The organism is Acetobacterium sp. UBA5834 (genome assembly GCF_002435675.1).
In the GTDB taxonomy this organism is placed as follows: Bacteria; Bacillota; Clostridia; order Eubacteriales; family Eubacteriaceae; genus Acetobacterium; species Acetobacterium wieringae.
In genome coordinates this window covers 1-14,236 of the sequence record NZ_DJGY01000072.1, presented here as the reverse complement: position 1 = coordinate 14,236, position 14,236 = coordinate 1, and the positions used below count along the sequence as shown (strand labels likewise).

12 protein-coding genes and 1 tRNA gene are annotated in these 14,236 nt (G+C 40.6%); 6 read left to right on the top strand and 7 right to left on the bottom strand.

What is annotated here, in order from left to right:
• Positions 1–45 precede the first annotated feature (45 nt).
• From B3F51_RS15445 to B3F51_RS15435, 3 genes are all read left to right on the top strand, one after another.
• Positions 46–1,317: a nucleotidyltransferase gene (locus B3F51_RS15445; RefSeq protein ID WP_286947993.1), complete on the top strand. Its 1,272-nt coding sequence runs from the start codon at positions 46–48 to the stop codon at positions 1,315–1,317.
• Between the two features lie 68 nt (positions 1,318–1,385).
• The gene (locus tag B3F51_RS15440) at positions 1,386–2,942 is read left to right on the top strand and encodes a carboxylesterase/lipase family protein (protein ID WP_286947991.1); all 1,557 of its coding nucleotides are present in this window, start codon (positions 1,386–1,388) and stop codon (positions 2,940–2,942) included.
• A 194-nt stretch (positions 2,943–3,136) separates the two neighbouring features.
• Entirely contained in the window at positions 3,137–5,707 is a 2,571-nt protein-coding gene (locus B3F51_RS15435; protein ID WP_228883428.1) for a chemotaxis protein CheW, read from the top strand.
• A gap of 108 nt (positions 5,708–5,815) precedes the next feature.
• Here B3F51_RS15435 and B3F51_RS15430 read toward each other — a convergent pair whose 3' ends face one another.
• The gene (locus tag B3F51_RS15430; protein WP_070369417.1) at positions 5,816–6,151 is read right to left on the bottom strand and encodes a Rieske (2Fe-2S) protein; all 336 of its coding nucleotides are present in this window, start codon (positions 6,149–6,151) and stop codon (positions 5,816–5,818) included.
• A gap of 172 nt (positions 6,152–6,323) precedes the next feature.
• Between B3F51_RS15430 and B3F51_RS15425 the strand changes: the two genes are divergently transcribed.
• Complete coding sequence (locus tag B3F51_RS15425) at positions 6,324–6,596, top strand: DUF5661 family protein (RefSeq protein WP_026394762.1); 273 nt, start codon at positions 6,324–6,326, stop codon at positions 6,594–6,596.
• 59 nt (positions 6,597–6,655) lie between these two features.
• Here B3F51_RS15425 and B3F51_RS15420 read toward each other — a convergent pair whose 3' ends face one another.
• From B3F51_RS15420 to polA, 6 genes are all read right to left on the bottom strand, one after another.
• Positions 6,656–7,306, bottom strand: a complete 651-nt coding sequence (locus B3F51_RS15420) for an adenylate kinase (protein ID WP_070369416.1) — start codon at positions 7,304–7,306, stop codon at positions 6,656–6,658.
• A 26-nt stretch (positions 7,307–7,332) separates the two neighbouring features.
• Positions 7,333–8,367, bottom strand: a complete 1,035-nt coding sequence (locus B3F51_RS15415; RefSeq protein WP_228883423.1) for an HD-GYP domain-containing protein — start codon at positions 8,365–8,367, stop codon at positions 7,333–7,335.
• Positions 8,368–8,654: 287 nt separating this feature from the next.
• The gene (locus B3F51_RS15410; protein ID WP_286947987.1) at positions 8,655–9,482 is read right to left on the bottom strand and encodes a DUF1002 domain-containing protein; all 828 of its coding nucleotides are present in this window, start codon (positions 9,480–9,482) and stop codon (positions 8,655–8,657) included.
• Positions 9,483–9,650: 168 nt separating this feature from the next.
• Positions 9,651–9,737: transfer RNA gene (locus B3F51_RS15405), tRNA-Leu, on the bottom strand.
• A 110-nt stretch (positions 9,738–9,847) separates the two neighbouring features.
• Positions 9,848–10,453, bottom strand: coding sequence for a dephospho-CoA kinase (gene coaE, locus B3F51_RS15400; protein ID WP_070369413.1), 606 nt, complete (start codon positions 10,451–10,453; stop codon positions 9,848–9,850).
• Positions 10,454–10,464: 11 nt separating this feature from the next.
• On the bottom strand, positions 10,465–13,107 hold the full coding sequence (polA, locus tag B3F51_RS15395; protein WP_148636459.1) for a DNA polymerase I: 2,643 nt from the start codon (positions 13,105–13,107) through the stop codon (positions 10,465–10,467).
• 207 nt (positions 13,108–13,314) lie between these two features.
• Between polA and B3F51_RS15390 the strand changes: the two genes are divergently transcribed.
• Both B3F51_RS15390 and B3F51_RS15385 read left to right on the top strand, forming a co-directional pair.
• Positions 13,315–13,512 (top strand): helix-turn-helix transcriptional regulator, encoded by a 198-nt coding sequence (locus B3F51_RS15390; RefSeq protein ID WP_338076030.1) that lies wholly within the window; start codon positions 13,315–13,317, stop codon positions 13,510–13,512.
• 3 nt (positions 13,513–13,515) lie between these two features.
• Entirely contained in the window at positions 13,516–14,232 is a 717-nt protein-coding gene (locus tag B3F51_RS15385) for a DUF3169 family protein (protein ID WP_286947984.1), read from the top strand.
• Positions 14,233–14,236: the final 4 nt, after the last annotated feature.

Genomic DNA, 14,236 nt, shown 5'->3' with positions numbered 1-14,236 from the left:
AATAAATTTAAAAATTGCTATTTTTTTAACAAAAGAGAGGCCAATATGAAAATTCTTGGTATCATTGCCGAATATAATCCGTTTCACCTGGGTCACGCCTGGCAAATCCAAACTTCAAAAAAAGAAAGCAAGTGCGATGCCGTGATGGTTCTTATGAGTGGCAGTCTGACTCAGCGAGGCGAATTTGCTATTTTAAATAAGTGGGAACGTGCCCGCCTAGCGCTGACCGCTGGCGTAGATTTGGTCTGCGAACTGCCTTTTGGTTACGCCTGCCAAAGTGCCGAAACCTTTGCACATGGCGGAATAAAAATTTTTAATGCCACCGGCGTGATCGATGTCCTCTCTTTTGGTTCCGAATTCGGACATATCCGTCCTTTAAATAATCTGGCTGAGATACTGGTTCAAGAACCAGCTGAATTTAAAAATTTCCTTAAACTGGAGTTGGCGACCGGGGTTTCTTTTCCCCGTGCCCGAGAGCTGGCGATTCGTTCCTACCTGGGCCATGAGGCTAGTAATCTTTTAAAAACCCCGAACAACATCCTGGCTCTTGAATATCTTAAAGCCCTTCACAAAACCCAAAGTACCATCGATTCAATGACTGTTAAGCGGCAAGGAGCCGACTATCACAGCGTATTGCCCTCTAAGTATCTCAGTGCCAGTGGTATCCGTTCGATTTTAAAGGATGCCCTTGTCCACCCGGAATCAGCAACAGCAATTTTAAGAAGCTTGGATAACAGGCTTCCTTATTTGCCTGAACTTCTGATTAACTCATTTAATAAAAACTACAATCTCCAGGGCGATGATTATTTTCTCAACGCCCTGAGACTGCAGATTCTTTCCCATGATGTTCATCACCTAAGAAATACCCCCTATGTAAATGAAGGACTCGAGCATAAAATCAGAGATGCTTTAAAAATTGCCACCAGCCTGGATGAGTGCGTCAATAAAATCATCTCAAAACGCATTCCTCAAACCCGGGTTCGTCGAATTTTGTGCAATCGGCTGCTGGAACTGGACAAAGAAAGCTTAAACCTCTTTCAGGCCGACTCGTTTGTCCCCTACCTCCGGGTACTGGGTTTTAATCAAACTGGCGCCGCTATCCTGAAAGCAATAAAAAATCAGGGACGGTTACCAATTCTTTCCAGCTTGAAAAAAAGCCGTTTTAACTTGACTCCCCTCCAAAAAAAAATGCTCCATTACGACTGCCGGGCCACTGACCTTCATAATCAATTTTACGAAACCGTGTATCGCTATCATCAGGATTACACACAGAGTCCGGTTCAAGGATCACCCAAAACTTGGCCTGCCAATCAATAATACGCTGCTGGCCATCGTTAATAAAGTCCCTTATTCTGGGCTACTTTCACAATTCAAAGGAGAATGCTATGCTTTTTTTTAATAAAGAAAAAAACGATTTGTCTAAAAGACCCATCCTTTATCCCCCAGCCGGTCCAGTTCAAGGGCAATTTCGACGGGGCGTGTCCAGTTATAAAGGGATTCCCTATGCTCTCCCTCCGATTGGCAGTCGTCGCTTTAAAGCCCCTGAACCGATGCCAACCTGGGAGGATGTTCGTGATTGCTCAAAACATGGCAACGCCTCGCTTCAAATGGGTGGTATTACCGTTGATTCTCCAAGTACTTACCATATGGACGGAAAAAGCGAAGATTGTCTGTTTTTAAATATTTGGACTCCGGCAGTTCAGGCAGATGAACGCCTGCCAGTGTATGTCTTCATACATGGTGGTGCTTTCTCTTCAGGCTCCGGCTCCGAAATGATTTATGATGGTGGTCGGATGGCTCAGGAAGGCGTCGTGGTTGTCACAATTAATTACCGGTTGGGCGCCCTGGGATTTCTGGCAACCCGGGGGTTGCTTGAAGAAGCTGGCACTACCGGTAATTATGGTTTACTCGATCAGATCCAGGCCCTTCGTTGGCTTCAAGCCAACATCGAGACCTTTGGCGGAGATCCTGCTCGAATCACAATCGGCGGTCAGTCTGCCGGCGCCTACAGTGTCACAGCACTGATGCTGTCGCCGCTGGCAAAAGGGCTTTTTCATCAGGCCGTGGTTGAAAGTGGATCTATTTTTTCAATTTCAGCCTTTTCAGTGCTCAATCGCGGTCATTTTGAAAAAACCATGGCTAATGGAAAACTGCTATGCGACTTGTATGGTATTGAAGATTCTGCAGACGGTCTTGAAAAACTGCGAGCTCTTCCTGGCGATGTTTTCGCAGCACTTTCCATGGTTAAGTCAAACCAAGCCACGGTTCCAAACGCTTTTGGTTTCTGGCCAGTATACGATGGCGTTGTGTTGCCAAAAGACCCTATTCAGGCACTCAAAAATGGCGAGCTCAATCCAGTAAAAATTCTGGCAGGCTATAATACCGATGAGTCGTCCCTATTTATTAAAAGTCACACGAATCTGGGTATTTATCAGATGCTCTGCTATCATATTTTTGGTCCAGAAAATGCTCAAAAAGCCATGGATCACTTTTTTGTTGATTCCGGCCACTCGCCTTTGGTGCGAGCGCAGGAAATATATACCTATACCGCTTTTTTGATCGGGATGGTCATGATGTCCAAACGATATGCCCAGTTAGGCGAAGATGTTTATTTTTACAATTTTGATTTTGATCCCACAATCCTGAGAATTGTCGGACTGAATACTGCCCATGGAATGGAACTGCCCTTTGTTTTTGGCAACGGCATCGGGCAACGCCGTGCTACCAAGATCAGTAATTTATCCTGGATTATGCAGCAATCCTGGGTCAATTTTATTAAATATGGTAATCCTAATTTCAGAGTTGAGTATAAGGGGCAGATCGTCTGGCCAAAATTTGATCCCAAAAATCAGTACATCATGGTTTTTGACACGCAGCTTTCCAGCAAAATTTTACCGAATCGGGAGGATCTGGAATTTCTGGAGACGCTGATGTTTGGATGAATCGTTAATTATTTCTTTGTTTTGATCGGTAACATTGCGATCCCAGCACTCCCTTCAATTTGTTAATCTTTCCATATTATCTTGCAAAATCCATAAAAAAATGCTACATTTAGCTGAGGCTATAATTATAATGAAGATGCTTAACTTGGAGTCGTTTAACCACTAAGCATCTTTTTTAATAAAAGGAGATTGAAATGATAATATATAAACAAAAGGATTTTTTAACCTATATGCCCGATGTGCAGGAGTGCAATAAAAGTATCTCTGATTTAAATGACCAGTGGGATAATATTAAACTGCTATCTGAAATCAACTGTCCGATCCAATCAAAAAGTGTTCTTCCCAATATGACAAAAATTCAAAATGGCTTTATTGATTTGCAGGAAGAGCTGATTGACACCCTCGTTTCTGAAAAACTAAAAAAAATGGAGCAGAAGATTATTTCGAAAACCCAGGTGGCCATCGATATTCTCATCCGCAACCTGTTCGAAAGAACCGCAGATATTGGTTTTCTGGCCACTGATGACGATATTCGCCGCTTTGTCGAAAACCAGGATCGCACTGACAGTGACCGCAACTTGATTTTGAGACGGATGCGGGACTATGTTGCGAAATACTCCGTTTATGAAGATATTATCGTCCTCGATAATAACTACCGGGTATTGGCAAACCTTGATGAGCAAAATGAAATCCTGGGAAAACAGATCAAAGGACCCAATCTGATCAAGACAATGGATGGGGAACAAAATTTCGTCGAGTATTTTAAGAATTCGAAACTCCAATATGGTGATAAAAATTCTCATATTTTTTCCAGTCGAATCTGCCGGGAAGGGACTTCCCAGGCGATCGGTCTGATCTGTTTGTGTTTCCGCTTCGAAAATGAGATGGCTCAAATCTTTGAAAAATTAACCAACGATTACGACGGCTCGGTGATGACCATCATCGACGACACCAACATGGTCATCGCCAGCAGTGATGAAAACCATGTCCCCACCGGTACCATTGTTGAACCCGTCGAATCTGGTGTTAATGGTGTTGTCTACTATCGGGGCTCTGATTACATTGCCAAAACCATTGCCACTCAAGGTTACCAGAAATACTATGGTCTGGGCTGGAAAGGTCATGTGATGCTACCTCTCCATCTGGCTTTCCGAGATAATCGAAATCTGAAAAGCATTGATACATCGGTGACCACCGGTTTGATGCATCAGGCCGACTCATTTTCGTCAGAACTTAATGAGATTATCAATAAAACCCAAACCATTAACGGGTCACTCAAACGCATCGTCTATAACGGTCAGATCATTGCCAGAGATGATAGTATCGATGCCGAGTATTCACGCCTAAAACCAATTTTAAGAGCCATTGGACGGATCGGCACTAACACCAGCAGTCTTTTTCAAAGCTCCGTTTCCAATCTGTTTTCAACGGTTGTCTCGACCAGCCTCGTCGATACCAGCTTTTTAGCCTCATTATCGGTGGATATCATGGATCGGAACCTTTATGAACGCGCTAATGATTGCCGCTGGTGGGCATTGGATTCGACGATTCGGCGTATTCTTGCGAAAGACGTGCGAACAACTTCCGAAGAAAAACAGTTAACTGAGATTCTTGTCTATATCAATGATCTTTACACCGTTTACAGCAATTTATTTATTTTTGATAAAACTGGAACCATCATTGCCGTTTCAAATCCCAATCGTAGTGAAGATATTGGCAAAACGCTCACAGACCCCTATATCAGTGAAGTTCTGGCTAACTCCAAACAGGAAAAGTATTTTGTTTCGCCTTTTGAGCAAACAGCATTGTATGATCATCGTCACACCTATATTTACGGGGCATCCATCACCGATTTTAATAATCCTAACCGCACTGTTGGTGGTATCGGCATCGTCTTTGACAGTGAAGATCAGTTTCGGACCATTTTAGAAGAGTCCCTCCATTCTGATAATAATTCATTTGCTGTCTTTGCTGATCGCAAAAAAATGATTCTATCAACAACTAACGAAGCTTATCACGTTGGTGATATACTAGATTTGCCCGATGAACTGTTCACTGTCGCCAATGGCAAAACCCGATCCGAAATTCTTGTTTACGAAAACAGTTATTATTCCATAGGCTGTGCCTGTTCTTCCTGTTATCGTGAATACAAAAATTCAGACGGATACCATAATGATGTCATTGCTTTTGTTTTTGAAAAAATGGCAGACTATGCTGAGATCACCATTAATAGATCAAATGATAAAGAAATCGAGCAATCTGACTTTGCTTTCTCAATGAACAATGAACATAAGAAACTGGCCACCTTTGTTATTAATGGCCAGGTTTATGGTTTAGAGCAGTCATATGTTGTTGAAGCACTCGAAGCCAGCAAAACCATTTCAGTTCCGGGTACCAATGCTGTAATTCGGGGGGCTGTAGAATTTAATGATCACTATTATGCAGTAGTCGATGCCCTGGCCTTATTTGACAAAGATGACCCCAGCCTGAACACCTCTCATCTGCTATTATTACAATTATCCGATGATGAAATGATCGCCATTCAAGTTGAGAAACTGGTGAGCGTCCTGGAAATTAATTTAAATGATATCCAACCAGTAGAAATTTCATCAGCGATAACAGGCATAATCTGCCTAAGCGATGGTTCCGACCGAACCATTCTGGAAATGGATCCGCAGATTATCCTTGAAAAACTGGTTGAAAACCAGGTTGATGAAGATCTGGAAGCAGCGCTTCCCCTACTGGAATCGATGGAAACAAATTAAAACTTTACAATCATACAAATCAAAATATATCTACTATAAAAAAGCCCGGGTGCCGCAATAGCCTTTAATATCGGCATTCTGCACTCGGGTAATTAATTTTAGTCGTGTTTACTTAGCATCAATATCAATCAGTATCGCACCGTCTTCGACCTTCACCGGATAACTGCGATCATTCTCCATTTTAAATTCCAAAAATAAAATCTTCGGTTTTCCCAAACCCTTGCCAGTTTTTGCGTCATATTTTGCACCATGTCTTGGACAGGTAATAATACCATCCCTCAAGGTGCCTTTGTACAAAGATCCTCCCATGTGGGGGCATTTATTTGATATGGCATAATAATCCCCATCCACCTTTGTCAGCAAAATTTTTTCGTTATCCAATTCAATCAGTTTCTTTTCAATTTGCGCAAACTCCTGTATTTCAGCAACTTTCTTAAACCCCATTTTTCCCTCCTGTGTGTATAATTTTAGTTGTTTTACCCCAAATATATAATCCCAAACAAGACACGTTCACTCATTGATTGACAAATATATTGATTTTCCCTATAATGAAACTGAGTATTAATAAATCCAACCAGTATTGTCACGTTTTAAAATTTTAAGAAGAGGTGATATTATGTCAGCAAAAAAAGTATTTACAACCGAGCAGGCAAAAGAAATTGGCAGAATGCTAGGAATCAGTTGGAGTAAATTTGACATTGAGCAGTTTCGAATGGGCATGGATGTTGAGCTCGAGCATGGCACCGATAACTCCCGCACAAACGTAACTGGCGATGATCCTTTCGTCACCGGAAAAATTGCCCTGGCTCACCTGAATGAATTTCCCGATTATTATACCCGTCTGGAAAAAATGGAAAAAGAGGCCGAGGCTTTTTGGGAAGGCAAATAACTATTAATGATGACCCTAAGAGAATTCTTTGACAAAAGGATTCTCTTTTTTTCTATACGTTACTTTACGCCATCTAAAATCGTGACGATTTGTGAAAAAATATCTTGGATTCCGCCATCGCCCTTGATTTTATGAAGAATTCCTTTGTTTCTATAAAATTCCAAAATTGGCTCAGTTGTTTGATTATAAATAGCCAATCGGTCTAGAATGATTTCTTCCTGATCATCCGCTCGGTGTATTAAAGGGGTTCCACAAACATCACATTCTCCCGTTACCTTTGGCGGGTTATATTTGATATGATAACTTTCACCACATTTTGGGCAAACCCGTCGTCCCATAATTCGTTCAACAATGATCTCTTTTGGCACATCAATCAAAAAAACGAAATTAATCTGTTCGTTCTTTGCCTTCATGATCTGATCCAGAGCCTCAGCTTGCTTTTTGTCACGGGGAAAGCCATCGAGCAAAAAACCCTTCTGGCAGTCATCATTTTTTAAGCGTTCATCGACAAGACCAATCGTGAGTCGATCTGGAACCAACTGACCTTTTTCCGTATAAGTGCTTATTTCTTTGCCTTCTGTTGTGCCTTCTTTAATTTTTCTACGAAAGATATCCCCGGTCGAAATATGGGGAATGCCATAGTGTTCACAAATCAATTTTGCCTGAGTTCCCTTCCCCCCTCCGGGGGTTCCTAATAAAATTATTCTCACAAAAAATCCTCCAAAATTAAAATGTGTTACTTGGCATAGTCTACAACAGTAATATTCAGGGCTTGACGATCTGCCAAACAGATGTCAAAGGGTTTTATTTCATAATCGCCATTCTTAAAAATTCGTATATTCGGGCGCATACAAAAGCTCTCAAAATTATCTGTGACGATACCCGACAATCCATTGCTTAATTTAACGGTTGTTCCAACCGGATAAGGGGCGATTTTTCTAACAAACACCCGCACCAGCTCCGGGTCAAAGAGATTTCCGGTCCCACCCATAATATATTCAATTGCTTCTGAGGGCAATAACCCTTTTCGGTATGGCCGATCTGAAGTCAGGGCATCGTAAACATCGGCAATGGAGATAATCCGCCCATATAACGAGATCTTGTCACCTTTTGCATTGTTCGGGTATCCTCCGCCCGAGAACTTCTCGTGATGATCCAGAATTCCAGCCTGTGCTCCCACACTGCCAACATATTCACTGGCCAGATATTCAAACCCTAAAAATGAATGCTTTTTCATTTCAGAAAACTCAATATCCGTCAAGGGACCTTGCTTATGAAGAATGTCTTTTGGTACAAAGACCTTTCCTATATCATGAAGTAATGCTCCAAATCCAAGGTTGCATAAATCTGTTTTATCAAGGCCCATGGCTGTTCCAAGACCTATGGATAATACCGCAACATTCACTGAATGAAAATAAGTATAGTCATCGAAAACTTTCAGATCAACCATATTTAACATCATTTCCTTGTTCCTAAGGATCACATCCACTATTGTTTCAACTTGATCTTCCATCTCAGTGAACTGTTCTTTTTGAACCGGCTGGTTATTCTCTTTACAAATAAAAATCTCTTTGATCCCGTTAACGGTCTTCGTTCTCAAACTGCTGTCAATCGTCTTCACAATTGGAATGCTCTGGATCTGTTCCTCTTCAATAAAGAGACCATTACACTTAAACTTATGAATTTTATGAATTAATTCTATATTTAAAACTGTTTTTCTCGGAAGTACCAGTTCACCCCGATCCCCAAACAGATCCGACGCAACAACCATTCCTTCTCGTAAACAAAATATTGGCACGAATCTCATAATTGTCCTTCCACAGTAACCTCTTGCAACCCATGCTTCTTTGAATGGGCTGTTAATAATTTATTATTATAAAGTAAGCTTTATCTGAAATAAAGTTTGTTTCTTTAGATACGATGATATCTGTTTACCTTATTTTTGTCAATAGTATTTTGAAAACGATTATTGACTTTTAGTTCTACTAAAAAGAAAAACGCCATTCTAATCGGTTTGATTACAATGGCGTTTTACGGTCGCATTCGTTTTTCTGTTTCTTATTTTAAGTTCGTGAAGAAGTTGCCAATTTCCTGGAAAAAGTTCTGCACCTGCTGGAAGAAGCCCTGGGTTTGCTGGCTTGCCTCCATCAACTTAATAAATGTATCCGGATCCATATTCAGTTCATTGAACTTATTTACCAAAACTAAGATTTCTTCAACTTGCTGGTCATCCAAAACAGTATCATATTTTTCTGCCGTCTCAACGATCAGTTCTCGAATCTGATCATCATTCATCGTTTTGGTCTGGGCAATTTCTCCTTTTAAACTATTGATAATATTAACCGCATCATCTCCGATGGCATCCTGAAGTTCTCCAACTACCACAACTTCTTCAACAGCAGTTGTTTTGGCCGCTTCATCAAGGCTATCACCGGTTGCTGCTTCATAGGCTTTATAGATGCCAGTCAACGCACCCGTTCCGGATACCGGCGTATAGGCTGCAACAATCACCTTGGCATTCTTGATTCCCGCCGTTCCCAAGGCCGATTTATACATCTCGTCAGTGACCCAATCAATATTGTGGGTTTCCAGGTCGATTCCGCCAGAACTTTTTTCCTGGACATAAACACTGGATAAGGCCAAAGACCCAATTTTATCAAGCGATACAACACCTTCCAGATATTCCCGTTCATCCGCATTGGTTACCACCGTTTCCTCGACATCGCCCCGTTTAATATCAAAATAACCATAAACCGTTTTGAGTTGGGCTTCAGTATTGTCTGCACCAATCGCCACACAGGCACTTTTCGAGTCCGCCAACACCGGACTAACCATTGCCAGCGATAGCACAATCGCTAAAACGCCTGATAATATTTTCTTTTTCATTCTTCACCTCGCATAATCACTGTCGCTTAAATTAATATTTTACAGCCAAGTTATCATAACAAAAATTCCTATTTTTTTACTTAATTATAACCAACAACGGATCAGACCAAAATCGTCATCCAAAGAAAAAAGTCGACTGCATAAGCAATCGACTTTTTGTTTTTAAATTGGTGCGAGAAAAGGGATTTGAACCCTCACTGCATTGCTGCAACAGATCCCTCAAACCTGCGTGTCTGCCAGTTCCACCATCCTCGCATAATAACAGGTGTTTTGACCCTGTTTCTTTATTATAACGGAATGGCTTAATAATTTCAACTATTTTTTTTACTTATCGACATTTTTTTGAATTTTTCATTATGGCAAGATTATCTCACTAATAACTTTCTTCGACTAAAATAAACATTGATTGTGATTAAAAGATCATTCATGCTGCCATTATTTTCGATAATTGTATCAGCCAGAGCGATTTTTTCTTCATCTGACATCTGCATCTCAATTCGTCTGATTGCCTGCTCCCTGGTCAGATTATCTCTCTCCATGATCCGCTCAATGCGAATCTCTTTGTCTGCAACCACCAAAATCGTCTCGTCGACCGTATTTTGCAGATTTGTTTCGAAAAGCAGGGGACAATCATAGAAAACTGTCGGAATTCCTGATTTTCGATAAAAGCTGATTTGCTGATCATAGAGTTTTTTTACTTCCGGATGAATCATCGCATTGAGTTTTGTCCTGGCATGGTCATTATTAGCAATAATCTCTCCCAGCATACTACGATTTAATTCCCCATTTTCATCAATGACCGTCTCTCCAAAAGCCATTATAATTTTCTTTAGGCCAGGACTTTCCGGCTCAACTGCCTGGCGAGCTAATTGATCCGCATCAATGACAATGTAGTTAAAGCGTTTTTTTAAAATATCTGTGACAGTGGACTTGCCTGAAGCAATTCCACCTGTTATTCCAATGATTCTCATTACTACACCTGCTATTTCACATCATACCAGGACAACCCGGTGTTTACATCCACCGTTAACGGCACACTTAATTGAGCCGCCCCTTCCATTTCTTCTTTAATCAGTACCTCCACCTGGGCGCATTCATTTTTAGGGGTATCAATGATCAACTCATCATGCACTTGAAGGATCAGCTTTGCTTTTAGATTCTCCGCATTTAGGCGTTTATAGACTTTAATCATGGCAAGCTTGATAATATCCGCTGCACTCCCCTGAATTGGGGTATTTAGGGCCATCCTTTCACCCGCTTGAACCAGCATGGCATTTCTGGAGTTCATTTCCGGAATGTAACGTCTTCTTCCCCAAATGGTGGTCACATAACCTTCTTCTTTAGCCTGTTGTTTGACATTATCCATATAAGCCTGAACTTTGGGATAACGGGAAAAATAACGGTTGATATAATCTTGCGCCTCATTTCGGGAGATTCCCAGATCTTTCCCCAAACTAAAAGCCTGTTTGCCATAGATCAGTCCAAAATTAATGGCTTTGGCCTGGCCACGCTGGGTTCGGGTAACGGCATCCAGTGAAATCCCAAAAATTTCAGAGGCGGTGCGAGTGTGTATATCCTGTTCTTTTCTAAACGCATCGATCAAGTTTTCATCCCCTGAAAGGTGGGCTAAAACCCGGAGCTCAATCTGCGAATAGTCGGCATCCACCAAAATACGATCACTCGTCGAAGGTACAAAAACCCGCCTGATCGCTCGTCCCATTTCTGTTTTTACCGGAATATTCTGCAGATTAGGGTTCGAACTGCTAAGCCTTCCAGTTGCCGCCACGGTCTGGTTAAAGGTTGAATAAATCTTCTGGGTTTTGGGTTCTACAAAAGCCATCAACCCCCGGCCATAGGTCGAATCCAATTTTGACAGCATCCGATACTCAATAATTTTTTCAATGATGGGATGAAAATGAATCAGTTGCTCCAATACTTCGATATTGGTTGAATAGCCAGTTTTGGTCTTTTTCACTATCGGCAGTTTTAGCTGTTCAAAAAGCACCTCTCCCAATTGTTTGGGAGAGTTAATGTTAAAACTTTCCGTTTCGGCCAGTTCGTAGATATCACTGGTGAGACTGGTAAGCTTGCTCTCAAACTCACCTGAAAGCACTTCAAGTTGGCTTAAGTCAATTTTAAATCCCAGTTCCTCCATCGATACCATCACTTCCAATAAAGGCATTTCGATGGTCTTAAATAAGGTCATCATTTCCGTTGTTTCAAGTTCTCTTTCCAGAACAGCTTTTAAATCTTTGATGGTTTCACAGTTTTTGATCATATAGTCAGCTAGTAGCTGTTCGTCCAAGTCTTCTGCCTTGATCATTTTTTTGCCTTTCCCAAACATTTCCTCATCATCCAGAATCATTCGATTGAGATACTGATAGGCGGCAGATTTTAAGTCATAGCGCTGATCACCAGGACTCAATAGATAGGTGGCAATATAGGTATCAAAGGCTTCGTTAACTTCACAAATGCCGTTTTTATGAAAAATATGAATCAGGTTCTTTAAATCCTGGCTAACCAGTGCGATTGTTTTCATATTGGGCAAATTTTTGAGCTTATCAAAAAATTTCAAGTTTACAACCGCCGCGGAATTAAGGTAGTAATAGCTCGTTTCAATTCCAAGGGCAAAATAAATCTGGGTATCCTCTTGATGATAATATATGATCACTTCTGCGGCGTTTGCCATTTTATTAAACAATTCATCCATTTCAGCAGCCGTTTTTATCCAACGAAAGTCAAGGCATTTTTCGATGGTTTCCACTGTATCGGTTGCATCTATTTTTGATAATAATGTATTAAATTCCAATTCCTTGAGCAATGCAATGCTTTCTGGATTAAAAATATCGTGAAAGCTCAGTTCTTCAAAGTCACCCTGCCAGGGAACGTCCCGTTTTATGGTTCCCAACATCCGACTCATAAAAGCATCATCTTTTCCAGCGATGATTTTTTCCTTTTGCTTACCTTTTTGATCGTCAATGTGATCATAGATCGCTTCCAGATTTCCATATTGCTGAATCAATTTGATCGCTGTTTTTTCGCCAATTCCCGCAATTCCGGGAATATTGTCCGATTTATCACCCATCAGCGCTTTTAAATCAATCAGATCCGGGGGTGTCAAACCATACTGATTTTGTACCCAGGCTTCATCAACTTCTTCCAATTGAGATATTCCTTTTTTAGTATACAAGACCTTAATTTGCGGCCCCACTAACTGAAAAGCATCCCGATCGCCGGTGATGATTTCTGTTTTGATCCCTTTTTCAGCTCCGATGGTAGCCAATGTGCCAATAATATCGTCAGCTTCATAACCCTCCAGCTCAACAATGGCAATGTTCATTTTTCTTAGTAGCTCTTTTAAAATTGAAAACTGTTCCGCCAGAAGCTCTGGCATATTGAGACGTCCGCCCTTATAGTCGTCATAAGCCAGATGTCTGAAGGTTGGCCCCTTAAGGTCGAAGGCAATCCCTAAATAATCCGGTTTATATTCATCTTGAATTTTAACTAATATATTAACAAAACCATAAATGGCATTTGTCGGCACGCCCTTGGAATTTGACATTTCCCGGATAGCATAAAAGGTTCGGTAAAAAAGACTGTTCCCATCGATTAAGATACTTTTCATTTGATCTCGCTTTCTCTTTCTTTACTCTCAATAATACAAATATAGTTATTATACCAAAAGTATTGACGATTGAACATTGAATAAATTGAAAAGCTTCACTTGACAATTATTATTGTCAGAGTTATACTGTTTTTGACAATAATAGTTGTCATCATGACATTTATTATTGTCAAAACAATTATGGGCTCTGGAGGTGCCATTGTGGGATTGAAGAATCGCTTGAAGGAATATCGTGCGCGCGATAATCTGAACCAGTCAGATTTGGGAAAAATGGTCGGCACATCCCGACAAACAATCAGTCTGATTGAACGGGGTGACTATTCCCCATCTGTTATTTTGGCTCTAAGAATCGCTAAAGTATTTGGAACAACCGTTGAAGAACTATTTTTATATGAAGAGGAGTAAACAATGAAAATACAAAAACAGACACTAAAATTTTTAATCGCCATCATCGTCTCATCACTGATTGGCGGATTATTGGGTTGGTTCATTATTCATTTTGAAACCGCAATCTTCCACGGTTTATTAAACTTTCAAAATTTGATCTTGCATAACAATTTATACATTCAATTCTTTATCTTTGGATTATGCGCATTGCTGATACTAATTATCTTCTTCTCAGTAAAACATAAATTAAATCGTCTAGATCCTAATGATGATGCCCTTTTTGATCAGATTGATCATCAGCTTGGTGTTTTACTTCCGCTAATTTCGGCAACCATGATCAGTGGATTTTGTCTCTTCGGAATCACCGTTACTAATGCCCTGAATGAACCTGTACTTATTGGTCTGATTCTATTTTTACTCAATACATCGTTTGCTTTAATCATGATGGTTCTTACGATAAAATTGACAAAAGTTTTGTATCCCGAGAAAAAAGGCAACCCACTCGATTTTAACTTTGACAAAGAATGGATCAAAAGTTGTGATGAAGCTGAAAAATTTGTGATTTACAAGGCGTCCTATCGTTGCTACCAACTCATGAATTTTGTTTACTGCGGTGTTATGACATTGTGTCTGCTCATTTCCATTGCAGTTAATATTGGCATCTTTCCTTATTTACTGATTGGGTTTTTATGGATTACTCAAACTCTGGTTTATGCTAGATTGTTAGTGATTTCCTGAGCTG